Below are 19,309 nucleotides of genomic sequence, written 5' to 3' on the forward strand. Positions count from 1 at the left end.
CCACTCGGCTATTGTGTTTGCAATTAAGTAAATAGCAAGGGATGTGCCAGAAATTAAAAACATATAAAAATCAAACAATAATAAAGAAAATACAAATTACGGGGAGAGGAAGAAAGGGAGAGCAACGAATGCACTCCCTCGTTAGCGCACCAGATTAGTGCAAATAAAGTTAAATCAATATCTCTTTCTCAGAAATTGCGCCGCATTCATTTAATGCATTACCTACTTGTTGTAGCTGATACATCTGATAATAACGCCCACATTCAGCCAATAACTGCTGATGGCGTCCTTGTTCAATAATTGCACCACGATGCAGCACTAAAATAGTATCGGCTTCTACAATAGTGGACAGACGGTGAGCAATGACAATCAAAGTCGTTTGCTGACGAATCAATCTCAAAGCCTGTTGTATCGCTTGTTCTGTACCAGAATCGATATTTGCTGTCGCTTCATCAAGGATTAAAATTTGCGGTGTTTGCACTAACACCCTCGCCATAGCAAGCAGTTGTTTTTGCCCTGCTGACAACGTATTACCCTGCTCTCCCAAGATAGTATGAAGACCATTAGGCAATGAACGTACTAATTCAGCTAATTGTACTGTTTCCAATACCTGCCAGATTTTCTCTTCTGAGATATTCCGACCAAGCGTAATATTACCAAAGAAAGAGTCAACAAGAACAACCGGGTCCTGCTGAACTATTGCCACTCCATTACGTAACACCGAATGAGACAAGGATGATACAGATCGGCCGTCAAGGTAAATTTCCCCCTTCTGCCACGGGTAATACCCCATCAGTAAATTTGCCAACGTACTTTTACCACTGCCAGTATGCCCAACCAAAGCAACAAAACCGTGGGTCGGAATCTGCACATTGATATCTTGTAAAACTACTTTGTTATCTCGGTAAGAAAAACTCAAATTTTCTATTTCAATCCGACCGCTGGATAACGGCTGACTATCTATGCCATAACCTTGTTGAGGACTATCCATTAACTCAAATATCCTCTCACCAGAAACTACAGCCTGTTGCAGGATAGATTGCTGAGAAGCCAGTTCGATTAGTGGTTCATTCAGTCGCCCTAAGTAATTAATAAAAGCATACAATACCCCAACACCAATCACCCCTGATCCACTGAATCCAAACAGCACTATAAGACCACACAACACCATAGCCGATAACAAACTCAGTAATGGCCTCAATAAAAGCCCATCCAACCGTAGTGCCTGCATTCTCACTTTATAATGAGCACGGTTAGTCAATAATATACGCTCACCAAAACGAGCCTGTTGCCTGAATTGCTGAACAACATGCATTCCATTGATGATCTCGTTAAAGTCATCATTAATATCAGCCAGATAACTACGTACCCGCCGAATAATAGGTGTACTCAGGTGCTGATATATTGCCATGACAATTAACACGACAGGGAAAATAAGAATGGCAACCAATGCCATACGCCATTCCAGCATAAACATAGCAATCAGCATCGCGCCAATTAGTGCTATACTACGGAATACTGCCGGAACCACATTGACATAAAGATCTTTAATAACTTCAGTATCGTTCGTTACACGGGAAATTAATTGCCCGACAGGTTGATTATCAAAAGCACTTAAAGGCTGACGCAATGCTGCATTCATCACATCAGTACGAAGTTGCTGAACTACATCAACTGACACTTGATTGAACAATAAAGCTTGAAAATAATGCAATGCAGCTGTAATCAGTTGCAAAACAACAAAGGTTATAGCTAGCCCTGCAACCACTTCAACAGGCATATTACCCGTTGCAACCATATTATCGATAAAGTAACTAATTAAAACCGGGCCGCTTACTTCCGCAATTGCAGCCCCCCACAGCATCAGTACCGCCAGCCCTAATGGTTTACGATAATTTTTTCCATAAACTAACAGACGTTTCAGAGATGGCCACAATTGACGAGCCTTAGTCATCTTTATTTCCTTCTACTACCCCTTCCTCGTCATCTAGTGCTGCTTCAAGTTGCTGATAATGATACATATCACGATACCATCCTGGCTGTTCTACCAATTGTTGATGCCGCCCTTGATGTATAACAGAACCTTGCTGCATCACCAGAATATTATCTGCATCAGTTAATGCAGATAGGCGGTGAGCACTGATAATAACGGTGCGTTGTTGCCTCCATTGGCTAAGGTTTTGCAAAATATTGTACTCAGTTTGCCCATCAACTGCCGATAAAGAATCATCCAGAATTAAAATCTCTGCATCTAAAAGTAAAGCCCTGGCAATAGAAATGCGTTGTTTCTGTCCACCAGATAGCATCACACCACGCTCACCCACTTCCGTTTGATACCCCTCAGGTAGACTAAGAATATCTTCATGGACATTGGCAAGGCGGGCAACTTCTTCGATTTGTTCCTGTGTTGCATCTGGACATCCCAAAGCAATATTCCTGGCAACTGTATCTGAAAATAGAAAAGGTGTTTGATTTACAACAGCAAACCTCGCTCGCCACTCATCTAACCGGATATCAGCAATTTTTATCGACTGGAAAAGAATTTCTCCATCAGTCACATCAAACTGTCTTTGTATCAGCGCAAGTAGCGTGCTCTTACCTGAACCTGTCGGACCACAAATCCCCAGCAACTGCCCGGGAGCTAAACAGAAATTAATCTGATTCAGAACAGTTTTGTTACTCTGTGGATAGTTAAACGCTTTGATATTTACATTCAAAGTACTACGTTCAGGCGATAAATAGCGGGTACCATCCTCAATGACCGGCGGCTCTTGCAACAAACTACGGATACGGCTGTATGCAGCACTCCCCCGTTCAACAATATTAAACATCCACGCCAACGCTAACATTGGCCAAATCATCAAGCCGAGATACATCACGAAACTAGTGAGTTCACCAAGTGTCAAAACACCATTCAACACCATCCAGCTACCACCACCTATAGCCAAAAAATTTGACATACCGATCGCAATAAAAATTGTCGGATCAAATCTGGCATCCACTTTAGCAACATACATATTCTTACGACCTGCTTCCACGGCAACCTGTTCAAACTGATTTGATTGCAGATCTTCAAGGCCAAATGCCTTGATCATTCGGATACTGCTCAAACTCTCTTGGACTTGGTTATTCAGAGCAGAAAATGCACCTTGCGCGGATTTGAAACGGCCATGAAGCTGATCACCATATCGTTTAATGATAATTGCCATAATAGGCATAGGTAACAAAGATAGCAGAGTTAACTGCCAGCTGATTTGTATACTCATCATAATCAGCACTGCGCAACCCATAACCAACGAGTCAACTAAAGTAAGAACACCTTCACCCGCAGCAAATACTACACGATCCACATCGTTAGTAGCATGGGCCATCAAATCCCCCGTACGGTGACGCAGATAAAATTCGGGATTTTGACGGCTAAGTTGCCGGTAAAAATTATTGCGTAATTTAATCGCTAATTGATATGACGCCCCAAACAACCATAATCGCCATATATAACGCAGAATATAAACCATCAATGCAACGACCAGCATAACACCAACCCACACCATCAATTGGTTAGATGACATAGACCCGGTACTAATGCCGTCAACAATTGCACCCACTAGATATGGGGGAATCAGTAGCAAAATAGAGATAATAATAAGCAGAGTCACTGCTCCAAGATAGCGACGCCACTCGCTGCGGAAGTACCAACTTAATTGAGAAAACAATCTCACACGTGTATATCCCGAAGTAGAAATAAATAATGTAAATATCGATCAAAATTCAGAGTGATTGAACTAATTTTCTAAATAATAATCAGTTATTCTGGTATCGGCAATGCAGTAGTATATTTTATTTTTTCCATCGCAAAGCTAGATGTAACATCAATCAATCCTGGAATACCGTTAACCATACGCTTATAGAACAGATCATAACTTTTCATATCCACAACTTCTACATGCATTAGATAATCACATTCACCAGCCATCCGGTAAAAAGCTAAAACTTCTGGCATTTGCTTTATAAATGCCACAAATTGCTCATACCAACCACTGTTATGCTGCTGCGTTCTTATCATCACAATCACTGTCAATCCTAATCCTAACTTTTCACTGTCAAGCAGAGCAACTTTGCCAACGATATATCCTTCATCTTCAAGCCGTTTTAGCCGTTTCCAGCAAGGTGTAGAGGTAAGATTAACTGCTTCCGCCAATGCATTCAGTGACAAGCTGCAATCTTTCTGTAATAACTTAAGCAATTTGCGGTCTGTTTTGTCTAACATATCCACCTCTTATAGAAAATTTTTCCATAAAAAAACCACATATTAAGAAAAATAATAATCCATTTCTCCCAGTATAAAGTTAATCTACTCATCATCAATTATATTCTAATCAAGAGTTAGTAATTTATGTCACACAACTGGACTACCAAAGCAATCAAAGAGATTCAGGCAGACTATCAACGCAGTTCTGATACTCACCTTATCCGCCTTAATTTACTGGTTTTTCCTGGTATCCATTTATACCTAAAAGATGAAAGTACTCACCCAACCGGTAGCCTGAAACACAGGCTTGCCCGTTCCTTATTCCTTTATGCACTCAGCAATGGTTGGATCAAGGAAGGTACTCCAGTTATCGAGTCCTCATCTGGTAGTACTGCTGTATCAGAAGCCTATTTTGCCCGTCTGCTTGGATTACCTTTTATTGCTGTTATGCCGTCATATACTGCGAAACGTAAAATTCAGGAAATTGAGTTTTATGGAGGTAAATGCCATTTTGTCGACCATTCAGCACAAATCTATGCTGAATCAGAACGACTAGCAAAAGAGCTTAATGGTCATTATATGGATCAATTTACTTATGCCGAGCGTGCAACAGACTGGAGAGGTAATAACAATATTGCTGAAAGTATTTTCCGCCAGATGCAAATGGAACCATTTCCTGAACCAGATTACATCGTTATGAGTGCTGGCACTGGCGGTACTTCTGCTACTTTAGGACGCTATATCCGTTACCAAGGGCACAACACCAAGCTGATCGTTGTCGATCCGGAAAATTCTGTATTTTATGACTGTTACCGTCAAAATTGTTGTGACACTCTTAGCAATTGTAGCAGCAAGATTGAGGGTATTGGTCGTCCTCGGGCAGAACCTTCTTTTATTCCCTCAGTTATTGATGACATGATACAAGTACCCGATTGTGCCAGCGTTGCAACAATCTATTGGCTAGAAAAACTACTAGGCAGAAAAGTAGGTGCATCTACAGGGACCAATATCTGGGGAGCCCTCTTTCTCGCTAAACAAATGCATGAACGTGGAGAACAGGGATCGATAGTAACTTTGCTGTGTGACAGTGGTGAACGCTATCTTGACACTTATTACAACCCAGACTGGGTAAAAAGCAATATTGGTGATATTTCACTTTACCTCAAGCAACTACCCAATCTCTGTAGTTATAAGTAACATAACCGTTTTATTTCAATGAGGATGTTACAATGAGACGAGCTGTTGTTGTATTCAGTGGTGGACAAGATTCCACCACATGCCTTATTCAAGCGATTAATCAATATGACGAAGTACACTGTGTCACTTTTGATTATGGTCAGCGCCACCGTGCTGAAATCGATGTTGCACGTAATATCAGCCATTCTCTTAATGTTGTTGCGCATAAAATTCTGGATGTCACATTGCTTAACGAACTCGCTCTTAGCAGCCTGACTCGTGATAACATCCCTGTTCCTGACTATAATGAAAGTGAAAAAAGTGCCATACCCAACACATTCGTTCCTGGTCGCAATATCTTATTCCTGACTCTAGCTGCTATATATGCTTATCAAGTTGAAGCTGAAGCAGTCATTACTGGCGTATGCGAGACTGATTTCTCCGGCTATCCTGATTGCCGTGATGAATTTGTCAAAGCCCTGAATAAAGCTGTAAGCCTTGGTATTGCCCGTGATATCCGTTTTGAAACCCCATTGATGTGGCTCAACAAAGCTGAAACTTGGGCGCTGTCTGACTACTATCAGCATTTAGACTTTGTTCGTAGCCAGACACTAACTTGTTACAATGGCATTCAAGGTAATGGTTGTGGTACATGTGCTGCTTGCCATCTCAGAGCTAACGGGCTAGAACAATATCTGGATGCGCCTGAAAAAATAATGACTGAAATGAAAGCAAAAACACATTTAGCCTAATGCAAATGGCAATGGGAGTCTTTTGCTCTCATTGTCCTGTTTTCACCAACGCTTTCATTATTTCACGTAGTTCACCTTCAATAGACAACGCTTTCTGCGTTTGTCTATCAATCCAAACAAACGTAGTTTTCGCATCTGCAATGAGTTGATTATCCTTTCTACGTATTATCTGCTGAGAAAATACACCACTTCTATTCCTCAACTCCGTTAATCGGCAATCCACCTCTAATTCATCGCCAAGAACTGCTGAACTACGATAATTAATATTAATGTTAACCACCGCAAACCCAACATCATTTTTCTGTATCCATTCCACTACAGAATATTTATGCAACCATTCCCAGCGGGCACTTTCCATAAACTCCAAATAGCGAGCATTGTTCACATGTTGAAATAAATCTATATGATAGCCATGAACTTTTATAATTGAACTCATAATATTGCCTTTAATGTTAACGTCACTCATCTGACCAGATTGATTTAACAATAGCAAAACAAAAAATTGACATTAATTAAAGTAATTTATATGTGATCTACTTCACAACATCCTCAATCACAAAACAAATTATGAATGAGGATGCTGGATGATACACTAGTAACTTAACTTACTTCTGTTCCGCTCAATGAAAACCGGCCCTATTCCCTGAACCTCCTGTAATTGTTCCACTGTAGTAAACGCACCATGTTTTTCACGATATTCAACAATTCCCTGCGCTTTTTTTACCCCAATACCATTCAGTGCTTTTGCTAACTCTTCTGCACTTGCAGTATTAATATTTACCATTCCCTTTTCTTCTACTTTCAAAGTGTCTTGACGCTGTAACTGCTTTTCTGATGAAGAATTATTGGTAGTATTGGCTGTTTTTGCTACTTTGTCTTTTACTTGCTCGGCAGCAATTGCAAATTGTCCCCCACACACATAAAGCAAGCTAGCAAGTAAAATAGATAAAACTCCCGATTTTTTCATATCAATCCCTCCATGTTTTATTTGACGCAGAGAAGATTGCCACAGATAAATTTAAGCACAATGAGCAAGTATCAGATATGCGAAAGGCCGCGAAAGCGGCCTTGATTAGCAAGATAATTACAAAGATATTTGCGATATTCCCCGCAAACTTTATTCGATATGACCTAACTTAATTTTAGCCCTTTCACGCAGGTTAATCAGTAAAGACTCCAGCATAGCGTTACCTATCTCATTCTGGTAACTATCAGTCATGCCTTTAATTTGCTCTTCCGATATAACACCTGAAGTAACTTTATCCAGTTGGATCAGAACAATGTCATCCAGACTATTTTTCACTAAACCATACTCTGCTTTACCTTCTTTTGGCTGTGGTAAAGCAAATACTGCATCAACCAATGCATTATTCTGAGGTGTACGTTGAATAACCTGAGACTCACCAAACTTAATACCAGCATCTTTCAAGACTTGTTCACCTTTGCCTTCTTTTAAAGCGGCTAACAATCTCTCACTTTCAACTTGAAGCTGTTTTTCAGCTTTCTGACGCTTAACTAGTTCGGTAACCTGTTCTTTAACTTTTTCAAATGGTTGCACTGTTTCCGGTTTGTAGTTATCTACACGTAGAACAAAGGCACGATCACCTTCAACGGAGATCACATCAGAGTTAACACCTGTTGGTCCTTGTCCATCAACAAGATTACCTTCAAAAATTTCATGAATAACAGAACCAAAGTTAATCTCTGCTGGCACATTGTTACGATCAAACCATCCCGTTGTCACAACCTTAGTACCTGAAGCTTCCTCAGCAGCAGCTAAGGATTCATTATCGCTAGTAGCCGCATCACTAACTTTCTGTTGTAGAGCATAGAAAGCATCTACCGCTTTTTCCTGCTTAACCGTTTTCTCAATTTCAGAGCGAACTTCAGACAAAGGTTTGGTTATTTGAGGCTTAACATCATCCAAATGGAAAATGGCGAAGCCATTAGGAACCTTAATAACGGAAGAAATTTGGCCCTTCTCTTTCAAATTAGCTTTTTTCATCTCTTCAGGAAGAGAATCCTCTTCCATCCAGCCAATCTCACCATTATTTTTTGCTGAAAATTTATCTGTGGATTTTTTAGCCGCCAATTTACCAAAATCAGCACCTTTATTCAGCTCATCAAGCACCACTTTGGCTTCAGCTTCAGTTGAAAGCTGAATCAGGCTATACTTTTTCTGTTCTGGCTGAGTATAGCGCTTCAGGTTATGCTCATAGTAAGTATCAATATCAACTGATGTGACAGAAACTTTATCTATTTCATCTGCAGCATCCATTTTGATATAGCTAACTTTCACTTCTTCAGGAGCAATAAAGCCGTCCTTTTTCAGATTGTAGTAATCTTGTAATTCTTTATCTGTTACTTCTTGCTGAGCCTGAATTTTTTTCAGCTCCAATGTCACCAAACGAACGGTTCGTTGTTGCAGAAGCAGTTCAGCATTGAGTTTTACTTCACCAGGCAGTGCAACTTCACTATCAGAAAAAGCCATAATTAATTGCTGATTAATTAAATTCTGGCGTGTTTGTTCAGCAAAAACATCTGGACTAAAATTCAAACGATTGAGCAGTTCCAAATATTTGTTGTTATCAAATTTACCGTTTGTCTGAAAATAAGGGGTATTTCGGATCGAATCCTTAACCTGCTCATCGCTAGCAGACAAACCTAACTCACGGGAATATTGATCAATCAACGCATTATTAACCAGACGTTCTAAAGCCTGACTACGAATCTGCTTCATGCTTTGTTCATTACTTGCCAACACAGAGAATTTATCTCCTAGTTGTTCTTGCAACATGTTTCTCTCTTGCTGAAACGCCTGCTCTAATTGAGCACGACTGATAGTCTGGCCATTCACTTCGGCAGCATAACTACCAGTTCCACTTGTCAGATAACCCCCAACACCAGTCAGTACAAAAGACAAAATAATGAGAGCCAGCACGATTTTAAGCACAGGACTGTTTGCCGCCGTGCGTAGGTTGTCCATCATAAAGAGGCAAAACTCCGCTTTAGTGAAATTGAAACTACCATATTACGCTAATTCAAGCGCTAAGAGAAAAAAAGCGCACCAATCAATTGATGCGCTTCTATTCTAACTTACCAAATCTGTCTCGTCAGTTTAGTTTGCCGATATAACAAGCACTGACAAACAATATTTAGTTTGTGTTACCGTTAACAGCATCTTTCAAACTCTTACCTGGACGGAAAGCAGGTACTTTAGCCGCAGCAATTTTGAGCTCTTTACCTGTCTGAGGGTTACGACCAGTACGTGCAGAACGTTCACGAACGGCAAAAGTACCGAACCCTACCAGAGCAACATCATCGCCATCCTTCAATGCACCCGTTACAGAAGAAATGAATGCATCTACTACACGCCCTGCAGCTGCTTTAGAAATGTTAGAGTCAGCAGCAATTTTGTCGATCAGTTGTGATTTATTCACTCTTATCATCCCCATATAGTATTTTACTATCGCATAAGAATCCTAGCGGATAACCCGATAGCAGTGCCGTTATATCAATCCTTTCCAATATTGGCAAGAAATCATAAGACAGCAAAATATTTATCAGACAGTTCATCGATACAAAAAAGCTGGCAAGTCTGAGTTAACTTACCAGCTTATATTTCATCCATAACTCTCGAAATCGTTCACTATTTTATATTACTTCACTGACACCAATTCAGCACCAAACACTGGGTTCTGCAATGTAATAGTTAAAACATCTTCAATACTCTTAACCGGATGGATCTGTAGATCTGCAATAATATTCTGGGGAATCTCCTCCAGATCGCGTTTATTCTCTTCTGGAATTAAGACCGTTTTAATTCCACCTCGATGAGCAGCCAATAGTTTCTCTTTCAAACCACCGATCGGCAGAACCAAACCACGAAGTGTAATTTCACCTGTCATAGCAACATCAGCACGAACTGGATTGCCTGTCAGACAGGAAACTAATGCTGTACACATAGCGATACCTGCACTTGGACCATCTTTGGGTGTCGCACCTTCCGGAACATGGACATGGATATCCCGTTTCTCATAGAAATCAGAGTTGATACCCAATTTATCAGCACGGGCTCGAACAACGGTTAATGCAGCCTGAATTGATTCCTGCATGACCTCGCCCAGTGAACCGGTATAGGTCAGTTTACCTTTTCCTGGAACACACGCGGTTTCAATTGTCAGTAAATCACCACCGACCTCAGTCCATGCAAGTCCTGTAACCTGACCAATACGGTTTTCTGTATCTGCACGGCCATAGTCTACACGTTGAACACCCAGATAATCTTTTAGGTTATCTGCACTGATCTCAATGTGTTTCAAACTTTTATCCATTAGCAATGTCTTCACCGTCTTACGGCACAGCTTAGAAATTTCTCGCTCTAAGCTACGCACCCCAGCTTCACGGGTGTAATAACGGATAATACCAATGATGGCACTGTCATCAATAGTTAATTCATGTTTTTTCAGAGCATTACGCTCAATCTGCTTAGGCAGCAAATGACGTTTAGCAATATTCAGTTTTTCATCTTCGGTATAACCGGACAGACGAATAATCTCCATACGATCCAATAATGGTGCAGGAATATTCATGGAGTTGGATGTTGCAACAAACATGACATCTGACAGATCGTAATCAACTTCCAAATAATGGTCATTAAATGCCACATTCTGTTCCGGGTCCAAAACTTCCAGTAAAGCTGAAGCTGGATCACCACGCATATCAGATGACATTTTGTCAATTTCATCTAGCAAGAACAGTGGATTTTTCACCCCAACTTTGGACATTTTTTGAATCAATTTGCCCGGCATAGATCCAATATAGGTACGGCGGTGACCACGGATTTCAGCTTCATCACGGACCCCACCCAGTGCCATACGCACATATTTCCGCCCAGTCGCTCGCGCAATAGACTGACCTAAAGAGGTTTTACCTACCCCAGGAGGGCCAACTAAACATAAAATCGGCCCTTTAATTTTGCTGATTCGGCTTTGTACTGCCAGATACTCAAGAATGCGCTCTTTAACACGCTCCAGGCCATAATGGTCGGTATCCAGAGTTTCCTGGGCGTTAATTAGATCTTTTTTAACCTTACTGCGAGTAACCCACGGAACCTGTACCATCCAATCGATGTAACTACGGACAACAGTTGCTTCTGCTGACATAGGCGACATCATTTTCAGCTTTTGCAATTCAGCTTCAGCTTTTTCACGGGCTTCCTTTGGCATTTTTGCCGCTTCAATTTTGCGCTTGAGAGTTTCATACTCATCAGGCGCATCATCCATTTCACCCAATTCTTTCTGAATTGCTTTCATTTGCTCATTCAGGTAGTACTCGCGCTGGCTTTTTTCCATTTGTTTCTTCACGCGGTTACGGATTCGTTTTTCTACCTGTAATAGATCAATTTCTGATTCCATCATTGCCATCAGATATTCAAGGCGCTCAACGACATCAGACATTTCCAGAACAGTCTGTTTATCATTGAGTTTCAGTGGCATATGCGCAGCAATTGTATCAGCTAGTTTAGCTGAATCTTCAATACTGTGTAACGAGGTCAGAACCTCTGGTGGAATTTTCTTATTTAGCTTAATGTAACCTTCAAACTGATTAATAGCTGTCCTTATCAAAACTTCCTGCTCACGCTCATCAACGATCGGTGAGTCAAGATACTCAGCCTGAGCAGAAAAATGTTCACCATTATCAGCCAGAGTCGTGATACGAGCACGTTTCAACCCTTCAACGAGTACTTTTACAGTACCATCAGGCAGTTTTAACATCTGTAAAATAGACGCTACTGTACCAACGGAGAAAAGGTCATTAACCCCTGGCTCATCAGTTGAAGCTTCTTTTTGCGCAACCAACATGATCTGTTTGTCATGATCCATTGCTGCTTCCAGGCAGTGAATAGATTTTTCACGCCCTACAAACAGTGGGATCACCATATGCGGGTAAACCACCACATCGCGCAAAGGCAATACAGGGATTTCTATGCGTTCGGAACGCTCAGGATTCATAGAGCTCTCTCTTCGTTTAGCTTTCGCCAGTTTTTAGGGAATCTCGTGAAACACGGTTCTCACGAGTTTCACATCATAGAATATAAAATATATGGGGACAGGAATTTGACATTCAATGGTACAATACGCCAATAAAAACAAAATGAGGGTAACCCCCTCATTTTATTCAACAATACCCAGTTTAATGAATTCCCTGTCCTGATCTCAATCACTCACCAGAAACCTGAGCATCCGGTTTGCTGTAAATCAGTAATGGTGCAGATTGGCCATTGACAACAGATTCGTCTACAACAACTTTTCCAACATTTTCCATCGATGGCAGATCATACATAGTGTCCAACAATGCACCTTCAACAATAGAACGCAGGCCACGAGCACCTGTCTTACGAGCCATTGCTTTCTTAGCAATAGCGGTCAGGGCTTCAGTTCTGAATTCCAGATCGACACCTTCGAGGTTAAATAACGCCTGATACTGCTTAGTCAACGCATTTTTAGGTTCTTTCAGAATCTGAATCAACGCTTCTTCACTCAATTCACTGAGTGTAGCAACAACAGGTAACCGTCCAATAAATTCAGGAATTAGCCCAAATTTGATCAGATCTTCTGGTTCAGCCTGTGCAAGAAGTTCACCTTCAGTCGCTTTTTCTGACTCACCTTGCACCTTCGCACCAAAACCAATACCGGTACTGGTATTTAGACGCTGACCAATTACTTTATCCAGGCCAGCAAACGCCCCACCACAAATGAATAAGATTTTAGAGGTATCTACCTGTAAAAATTCCTGCTGAGGATGTTTACGTCCTCCCTGAGGCGGAACTGCTGCAATTGTACCTTCAATCAGTTTTAATAGTGCTTGTTGTACACCTTCACCGGAAACATCCCGGGTAATCGACGGGTTATCAGATTTACGTGAAATTTTGTCAATTTCATCGATGTAAACAATACCGCGCTGGGCTTTTTGCACATCGTAGTCACATTTTTGCAGTAATTTCTGAATAATGTTTTCTACGTCTTCACCCACATATCCCGCTTCGGTCAGAGTAGTCGCATCCGCCATAGTAAAAGGGACATCGAGATAACGGGCCAGCGTTTCAGCCAACAGCGTCTTACCACTCCCTGTCGGTCCAATGAGCAGAATATTACTTTTACCTAATTCAACACCGTTACTCATATCACCATTACGCAACCGCTTGTAATGGTTATAAACAGCAACTGCCAGCACCTTTTTCGCCGTTTCCTGGCCGATCACATAATCATCCAGATGTTGACGGATTTCATGAGGAGTTGGTAATGCACTACGCTCACGATGTGGTACAAGCTCTTTAATTTCTTCGCGAATGATGTCGTTACATAAATCCACACATTCATCGCAGATATACACTGACGGGCCAGCAATCAATTTTCGCACTTCATGTTGGCTTTTCCCGCAGAAAGAGCAATACAGCAGCTTTCCTGAACCGTCTTTGCGCTTATCTGTCATCAGTCACAACCTCACTTTATCAACTGCTACCCCAGATTCGTCTGGCAAAGCAGGAAACTTCTGCTATTACCCCGAACAACATTGCCTTACCAAATGATAATGGTAAGGCGAATATTTATATTATAGCTTCCGGGAATAATAAATTAATCGCGATGGGTAAAAATCTTATCAACCAACCCATATTCTACGGCTTCACTTGCTGATAAGAAACGATCACGTTCTGTATCTTTCTCGATTTCTTCGAGAGGTTTGCCCGTATGCTTTGCCATCAAACTATTCATACGCGCTTTAACCTTAAGTATTTCCTGAGCATGAATTTCAATATCTGTAGCCTGCCCTTGGAAACCACCTAATGGTTGATGGATCATGACCCGGGAATTTGGCAAACAGAAGCGTTTTCCTTCTGCACCAGCGGTCAGTAAAAATGCCCCCATTGAACACGCCTGTCCCATACAGATGGTACTGACATCCGGTTTAATAAACTGCATGGTGTCATAAATAGACATTCCCGCAGTAATCACACCACCTGGTGAATTTATATATAAGAAAATATCTTTTTCCGGATTTTCTGCCTCAAGGAACAACATCTGAGCCACAACCAGGTTTGCCATATGATCTTCAACCTGACCCGTCAGAAAAATAATACGCTCTTTTAACAGACGTGAATAAATATCGAACGAACGTTCCCCACGTGCAGTCTGTTCAATTACCATCGGCACCAAAGCCATATGAGGCACATATTGATCCCGCTTGTCGCTATATGACATTTCCGTCTCCTAATAGAATTCATGTTGGTGCCATTCATAACCAATTCTACTTGAGATAAGCGATGATGACCATGATTCAAAGTTAGCCAATCAAGGGAAGACCTCCCCTGAAAAATTTTGCAATCATATACATAATATGAAAAAGGATCTGGGGTTAATCCCACTTTTTTCAAGAAAAATCTCGCCTTCCACGAATAAAAAAACCTGCAAATAAATCTGCGGGTCAGATTATTAACAAAATGTTGACTTTTTAGTCGATACTTTGATCTAGTAAAATCTCGTGCAAAAAAGCTGACTACTATGGTGAGAATGTCACTTCTTCCACAATTTCTCTCTGAAAAAGTCTCCTTTGAGGAGCAGATGCCTGGACGTAAAATTGATGCCACTATCAATTCAATTCCGAATTTATCCTTAATAAAGCTGCTCATCTCTACTTCGAATAACAAGCGGCCTGCCATTGACACGGTCATGCTGATAAAAATGATGTTGTTAGGTTATCTGTTTGGCATTTCAGTGAACAACATGTTAGTTCAAGAAATTTATGTTTATGTCAATGTCGTGAAGCTGACAAAATGGGTAATCAAGTGGAAAGTGGATGCGCGACGAAAAGAAACGGTAGAAAAGAGTTTGGTAGACGCGAAACAATATGATAGTTTCCCACTTTTAACTGAAACCAAAAGCAGAATTCAGGCAATCCTTAGCACACATTGTTTTGATGTATAGCCACTTAATGCCCATATTGAGTCGCTCATAATTAAGACCATTGCCATTTTGTCGCATACTCCTGTAATTTATCCAACGATGGAAATAAATATTTCCCCAACCAGTCATCACGGATTTTCGGTTATAACACTTAGTATAGGTATTCTGCTATAACTTATTCGTTTGGATAAAATTAAGTCTTATTTTATACTCTTCAGCCCAGTCCATAAATTCATGGTTAATATATTTCAGGTCGTTATCACAATTTATTGAGACAAGTACCAATCATTGAAGAAAAAATTTTATACCTTCGTAAAAATTACCATTTTGGTAGCGCCCAAATAGGCTGGTATCTGGCTAGATATCACAATTTGAAAGTTTCCATGTCTGTAGTCTACCGTGTTCTATGCCATCATGGTCTTAACAGACCTCCTAAGAATCTCAGAAAGCGCCAAATCAAATCGATTAAACCGTATGAAAAGAAAATACCGAGACATCACGTTCAAGTGGACGTTAAGTTCCTAAACTTCAAAGATGAGAACGGGAATAAAGTCCATAGATTCCAATACACAATAATTGATGACGCAACGCGTATAAGAGTGCTAAAAGTTTATGAAAAACATAACCAGCCATGTTCCATTGACTTTATTAATTATGTCGTCGAAGAATTCCCTTTTCGGATCAAAATGATTCGCACAGATAATAGTCACAAATTTCAGTCGAAATTTCATTGGCGCTGCGAGGATTTGGGGCTTGAACATGCGTATATCAGACCCACTAATCCTGATCTGAACGGGAAAGTTGAGCACTTTCACCTCACAGATAAGCAAGAATTTTACCAATTACTGAACTTACTAAAGGAGATGTAGATTTAGAAGCCAAATTAGCTGAATGGGAGGCGTCTTACAACTATCACATATCACAGACCCCATAGTGGCTTGAAAGGCAAAACGCCTTATGAGACTCTAAAGCTATTTGTGATAAACTTAAAAATGATATATTGAACATGTGTAAGATGTTGTGTGCTCTGTACAGATTTTTTGAGCAGAACTAGCAATAAAAACTTGCAATGGTGCAAAGGGAATTATTCAGATAAAGATAGGAGAAATCGGTGAAAATTGCTATTTTGAGAAGGAATGATCTGGGAGACTTAATATGTACGCAACCTTTAATAAATTACCTAAAACTAAAACACCCATCATCTGAAATACATTTATTCATTGATTTTAATAATGAAGAATTGACTAAATATCTTTGTCCTGATGTCAAAATACACACTATACCAAAAGGAAATAAATATATCTCTCTTTTAACTACAGCATTAAAACAGAGAAAAGAAAGATTTGATATAGCGATTTCTGCAAAATCCTCTCCTATGAAGCTAAATAATTTATTCTTATGGGTTGTAAATGCGAGAAAACGTTATGCTGTAACTGGCCATAAAAAATGGCATGAGAAATTAATTAATATTTCAACGGATTTCAGAAGAATTGATGAATTTCATCAGTCACTAAAATTATTAAAGATTTTTGATCCCAAAATAGAATCAATACCATTTAATTTATTTCCAAAGATCGTTATGAAAGATTTTAGTGGTTTATCAAACGGTAAGTTTCCTAAAATTTTATTTTCTGTATATAATAATAGAACAAGAAGTCAAGTTACAAATGAAAGAATGGTATCAATTGCGAACGAAATTATAAAAGATTTTCCTGATGCAGTTTTTTTGATCTCAACACTCCACAAGGATAGAGAGAAAGCTAATGAACTATTAGCCATGATCGAGGGAAAATCACAGATTATAGAAAGTGAAAATCTTAAATCTTTTCTATCACTAATAAATAGTGTTGATCTTGTTATCGTTGGTGATGGTGGCATTTGTCATTTGGCAGCAGCTCTTAATAAAAAAATAGTTGCTCTTTACGGTGTAACAAAACCTCAAAATTGGGGGCCTCTTATTTCAGATGAATTATGCATAACACTATACGATAAAGAGAATGTGAATAATATTTCATTGCAAGAAATATATTTATCAGCTCTTAAACTTCTTTCGTTGAAATAATTTATTGGGAATAAAAGTCATACAAAACTTTCATAGCTTTAACAGGGCTTGCCTGCCATCTGACCCGCAGATAAATCCGCGGGCCCATTTTTATAAAAATGATAAATTCATTATCTCACGGCAAAGCCAAAACTTATGCCATTTGATTCTGATTCATTAACTCGTTGAAAGTAGTTTCTTTTTCAGAAATTTTTGCTTTACCCAGAAGAACTTCAACAGCTTGTTCTTCCAGAGCGATATTGCGAACATTGTTCATTAATTCTTGGTTTTTACCATAGAATTCGATCACTTCCAGAGGATCTTCATAAGCAGAAGCCATCTCCTCAATCAGCCCCTTAACGCGCTCTTCATCAGCTTTCAGTTCATTGCTACTGATAACTTCGCCTAATAACAAGCCAACAACAACGCGACGTTTAGCTTGTTCTTCAAACAGCTCACGAGGCAATTCCAGAGCTTGTTTTTCATTGCCACCGAAGCGTTGAGCAGATTGACGACGCAGAACATCGATTTCACCATCAACAACTGCAGCAGGAACTTCAATTTCGTTAGCCTTAACCAAACCATCGATAACCTGAGATTTAATACGGTTACGAACTGCATTTTTCAGTTCACGTTCCATATTTTTACGTACTTCTGCACGCAGGCCGTCAACTGTGCCATCAGCGATACCAAAACGTTTGATGAATTCTTCAGTCAACTCTGGCAATTCACGCTGTTCCACTTTTTTCAAAGTGATAGCAAACTTAGCTGCTTTACCTTTCAGATTTTCAGCATGGTAATCTTCAGGAAAGTTCACCTCAATAGTGAATTCTTCGCTTGCTTTATGACCAAAAATACCTTCTTCAAAACCTGGGATCATACGGCCCTGGCCCATAGCCAGAACAAAGTCAGAAGCTTTGCCGCCTTCAAACTCTTCACCATCAATAGAACCGTTGAAGTCAACGGTAACCCGATCTTCTGCACTAGCAGCTTCTTCGGTTTCTTTCCATTCAGCCTGCTGCTTGCGCAAAGTTTCCAGCATTGTGTCAACATCTTCGTCTTTTACTTCAACAACAGGTTTTTCAACTTCAATGTTTTCCAAATCTTTCAGTTCAACTTCTGGATAGATTTCGAACTCAACAGAAAAAGTGAAGTCTTCACCGTCTTTGAACTGCTCCGGCGCATAGCTTGGAGCACCAGCTGGATTGATCTTTTGTTCGATGATTGCATTAATAAAGTTACGTTGCATCAGATCACTCAGAACGTCCTGGAGAACAGAAGCACCATAACGTTGTTTAATGATGTTCATAGGCACTTTGCCTTTACGGAAACCATCAATACGAACTTTTTTTGCTACATTGACCAACTCACTACTAACTGCTTTTTCGATATCGGCAGCAGGAACGGTGATTGTCACACGACGCCCAAGGCCTTGAGTGGTTTCAACAGAAACTTGCATCTTTTTACCTCAAAAAAATCATAGTGCTCGGTCAACTCCAGAGACCATGCAACTGGCTCACGTTCTGTGTACCAATCACAACACTCTCTAAGAACCGGGGCGGTCGCATTTAAAAACCGAGAATCCCTGATGTCAGAAGCGTCCCGAAACCATTCTAAAAATTAGACGCGACATTATAGCGATGCAGACGGTGTGAGTCGAGAATTGCTGACAAAAGCCGAACTATAATATTATTGATTCTTGCCACCCCGACATGCTGGTGAAGCTAAAACGGTATCCTGTAATTCATTCCACTCTTTTTCTGTATAAGTATGCAACGCCAAAGCATGAACACCTGCGGCCAGTTCTGCCGATAATATTCCGTAAACGGAACGATGGCGGTTTAACATGCGTTCACCAACAAATTTATCACTAATAATCACAACCTTAAAATGGCTTTCAGAACCTACGGGTACATTGTGACGATAACTTTCATCAATAACCTCTAGATATGAAGGGTTAAATGCCGTCTGTAATTTCTCTTCTATATCCTGATACACCATATTACTCTCCTTAATCACACCGCAGTCATGCTATCAACTATATTAATGATTCTAGTCTATTCTTCATGAGTTATAGCATCAGCACATTAAAATACCTTTAATCGAATCCCATATTATCAGGTTTTTA

General features: G+C 40.1%; 16 protein-coding genes and 1 pseudogene. 5 read left to right on the forward strand and 12 right to left on the reverse strand.

Annotated features, from left to right (window positions below; all coding sequences use genetic code 11):
• Positions 1-169: 169 nt before the first annotated feature.
• From C5469_RS10655 to C5469_RS10665, 3 genes are all read right to left on the reverse strand, one after another.
• Positions 170-1,954, reverse strand: a complete 1,785-nt coding sequence (locus C5469_RS10655) for a SmdB family multidrug efflux ABC transporter permease/ATP-binding protein (RefSeq protein ID WP_166305923.1) — start codon at positions 1,952-1,954, stop codon at positions 170-172.
• Positions 1,947-3,719 carry a SmdA family multidrug ABC transporter permease/ATP-binding protein gene (locus C5469_RS10660; protein WP_166305926.1) on the reverse strand — a complete coding sequence of 591 codons (1,773 nt, stop codon included), beginning with the start codon at positions 3,717-3,719 and terminating at the stop codon, positions 1,947-1,949. Before C5469_RS10660 ends, C5469_RS10655 begins: the two co-directional genes overlap by 8 nt.
• Before the next feature lie 86 nt (positions 3,720-3,805).
• Positions 3,806-4,267 carry an Lrp/AsnC family transcriptional regulator gene (locus C5469_RS10665; protein WP_054476931.1) on the reverse strand — a complete coding sequence of 154 codons (462 nt, stop codon included), beginning with the start codon at positions 4,265-4,267 and terminating at the stop codon, positions 3,806-3,808.
• A gap of 126 nt (positions 4,268-4,393) precedes the next feature.
• Here C5469_RS10665 and C5469_RS10670 point away from each other — a divergent pair, with 126 nt between their 5' ends.
• Together C5469_RS10670 and queC are read left to right on the forward strand one after the other, a co-directional pair.
• Entirely contained in the window at positions 4,394-5,446 is a 1,053-nt protein-coding gene (locus C5469_RS10670; RefSeq protein ID WP_166305929.1) for a PLP-dependent cysteine synthase family protein, read from the forward strand.
• Positions 5,447-5,478: 32 nt separating this feature from the next.
• Positions 5,479-6,177 (forward strand): 7-cyano-7-deazaguanine synthase QueC, encoded by a 699-nt coding sequence (gene queC, locus C5469_RS10675; RefSeq protein ID WP_166305932.1) that lies wholly within the window; start codon positions 5,479-5,481, stop codon positions 6,175-6,177.
• A gap of 28 nt (positions 6,178-6,205) precedes the next feature.
• Here the strand turns inward: queC and C5469_RS10680 are convergent, their stop codons facing one another.
• From C5469_RS10680 to clpP, 7 genes are all read right to left on the reverse strand, one after another.
• A complete protein-coding gene (locus C5469_RS10680) occupies positions 6,206-6,613 on the reverse strand; it encodes an acyl-CoA thioesterase (RefSeq protein ID WP_166305935.1) in 408 nt (135 codons plus the stop codon).
• 156 nt (positions 6,614-6,769) lie between these two features.
• Positions 6,770-7,144, reverse strand: coding sequence for a ComEA family DNA-binding protein (locus C5469_RS10685; RefSeq protein ID WP_166305938.1), 375 nt, complete (start codon positions 7,142-7,144; stop codon positions 6,770-6,772).
• A 150-nt stretch (positions 7,145-7,294) separates the two neighbouring features.
• Positions 7,295-9,166, reverse strand: coding sequence for a peptidylprolyl isomerase (ppiD, locus tag C5469_RS10690; protein WP_166305941.1), 1,872 nt, complete (start codon positions 9,164-9,166; stop codon positions 7,295-7,297).
• A 166-nt stretch (positions 9,167-9,332) separates the two neighbouring features.
• Complete coding sequence (gene hupB, locus C5469_RS10695) at positions 9,333-9,617, reverse strand: nucleoid-associated protein HU-beta (RefSeq protein ID WP_166306093.1); 285 nt, start codon at positions 9,615-9,617, stop codon at positions 9,333-9,335.
• A 219-nt stretch (positions 9,618-9,836) separates the two neighbouring features.
• Positions 9,837-12,191: an endopeptidase La gene (gene lon / locus C5469_RS10700; protein ID WP_166305944.1), complete on the reverse strand. Its 2,355-nt coding sequence runs from the start codon at positions 12,189-12,191 to the stop codon at positions 9,837-9,839.
• A 208-nt stretch (positions 12,192-12,399) separates the two neighbouring features.
• Positions 12,400-13,671, reverse strand: coding sequence for an ATP-dependent protease ATP-binding subunit ClpX (gene clpX / locus C5469_RS10705; protein ID WP_166305947.1), 1,272 nt, complete (start codon positions 13,669-13,671; stop codon positions 12,400-12,402).
• Positions 13,672-13,814: 143 nt separating this feature from the next.
• On the reverse strand, positions 13,815-14,438 hold the full coding sequence (gene clpP, locus C5469_RS10710; RefSeq protein ID WP_166305950.1) for an ATP-dependent Clp endopeptidase proteolytic subunit ClpP: 624 nt from the start codon (positions 14,436-14,438) through the stop codon (positions 13,815-13,817).
• Positions 14,439-14,747: 309 nt separating this feature from the next.
• On the opposite strand from clpP, the gene C5469_RS24695 reads away from it, so the two are divergent.
• The 3 genes and pseudogenes from C5469_RS24695 (at position 14,748) to C5469_RS24235 (ending at position 17,202) form a co-directional block, all read left to right on the forward strand.
• Positions 14,748-15,161, forward strand: a complete 414-nt coding sequence (locus tag C5469_RS24695; RefSeq protein WP_479724678.1) for a transposase — start codon at positions 14,748-14,750, stop codon at positions 15,159-15,161.
• A gap of 329 nt (positions 15,162-15,490) precedes the next feature.
• Positions 15,491-16,144, forward strand: a pseudogene (locus tag C5469_RS10720) (integrase core domain-containing protein); the annotation flags it as partial.
• Between the two features lie 107 nt (positions 16,145-16,251).
• The gene (locus C5469_RS24235; protein WP_166305953.1) at positions 16,252-17,202 is read left to right on the forward strand and encodes a glycosyltransferase family 9 protein; all 951 of its coding nucleotides are present in this window, start codon (positions 16,252-16,254) and stop codon (positions 17,200-17,202) included.
• Positions 17,203-17,335: 133 nt separating this feature from the next.
• On the opposite strand, the gene tig is transcribed toward C5469_RS24235, so the two are convergent.
• Both tig and bolA read right to left on the reverse strand, forming a co-directional pair.
• The gene (gene tig, locus C5469_RS10730) at positions 17,336-18,640 is read right to left on the reverse strand and encodes a trigger factor (RefSeq protein ID WP_166305956.1); all 1,305 of its coding nucleotides are present in this window, start codon (positions 18,638-18,640) and stop codon (positions 17,336-17,338) included.
• A gap of 230 nt (positions 18,641-18,870) precedes the next feature.
• Positions 18,871-19,182, reverse strand: coding sequence for a transcriptional regulator BolA (bolA, locus tag C5469_RS10735; RefSeq protein ID WP_166305959.1), 312 nt, complete (start codon positions 19,180-19,182; stop codon positions 18,871-18,873).
• Positions 19,183-19,309: the final 127 nt, after the last annotated feature.

The organism is Photorhabdus cinerea, from assembly GCF_011189575.1.
Lineage (GTDB): Bacteria > Pseudomonadota > Gammaproteobacteria > Enterobacterales > Enterobacteriaceae > Photorhabdus > Photorhabdus cinerea.

What these genes read in the sequence shown, in the direction of transcription:
- C5469_RS10655 (WP_166305923.1), bottom strand. Translation starts at nt 1,954, where the DNA reads ATGACTAAGGCTCGTCAATTGTGGCCATCTCTGAAACGTCTGTTAGTT.
- C5469_RS10665 (WP_054476931.1), bottom strand. Translation starts at nt 4,267, where the DNA reads ATGTTAGACAAAACAGACCGCAAATTGCTTAAGTTATTACAGAAAGAT.
- C5469_RS10670 (WP_166305929.1), top strand. Translation starts at nt 4,394, where the DNA reads ATGTCACACAACTGGACTACCAAAGCAATCAAAGAGATTCAGGCAGAC.
- queC (WP_166305932.1), top strand. Translation starts at nt 5,479, where the DNA reads ATGAGACGAGCTGTTGTTGTATTCAGTGGTGGACAAGATTCCACCACA.
- C5469_RS10680 (WP_166305935.1), bottom strand. Translation starts at nt 6,613, where the DNA reads ATGAGTTCAATTATAAAAGTTCATGGCTATCATATAGATTTATTTCAA.
- C5469_RS10685 (WP_166305938.1), bottom strand. Translation starts at nt 7,144, where the DNA reads ATGAAAAAATCGGGAGTTTTATCTATTTTACTTGCTAGCTTGCTTTAT.
- ppiD (WP_166305941.1), bottom strand. Translation starts at nt 9,166, where the DNA reads ATGATGGACAACCTACGCACGGCGGCAAACAGTCCTGTGCTTAAAATC.
- lon (WP_166305944.1), bottom strand. Translation starts at nt 12,191, where the DNA reads ATGAATCCTGAGCGTTCCGAACGCATAGAAATCCCTGTATTGCCTTTG.
- clpX (WP_166305947.1), bottom strand. Translation starts at nt 13,671, where the DNA reads ATGACAGATAAGCGCAAAGACGGTTCAGGAAAGCTGCTGTATTGCTCT.
- clpP (WP_166305950.1), bottom strand. Translation starts at nt 14,438, where the DNA reads ATGTCATATAGCGACAAGCGGGATCAATATGTGCCTCATATGGCTTTG.
- C5469_RS24695 (WP_479724678.1), top strand. Translation starts at nt 14,748, where the DNA reads ATGTCACTTCTTCCACAATTTCTCTCTGAAAAAGTCTCCTTTGAGGAG.
- tig (WP_166305956.1), bottom strand. Translation starts at nt 18,640, where the DNA reads ATGCAAGTTTCTGTTGAAACCACTCAAGGCCTTGGGCGTCGTGTGACA.
- bolA (WP_166305959.1), bottom strand. Translation starts at nt 19,182, where the DNA reads ATGGTGTATCAGGATATAGAAGAGAAATTACAGACGGCATTTAACCCT.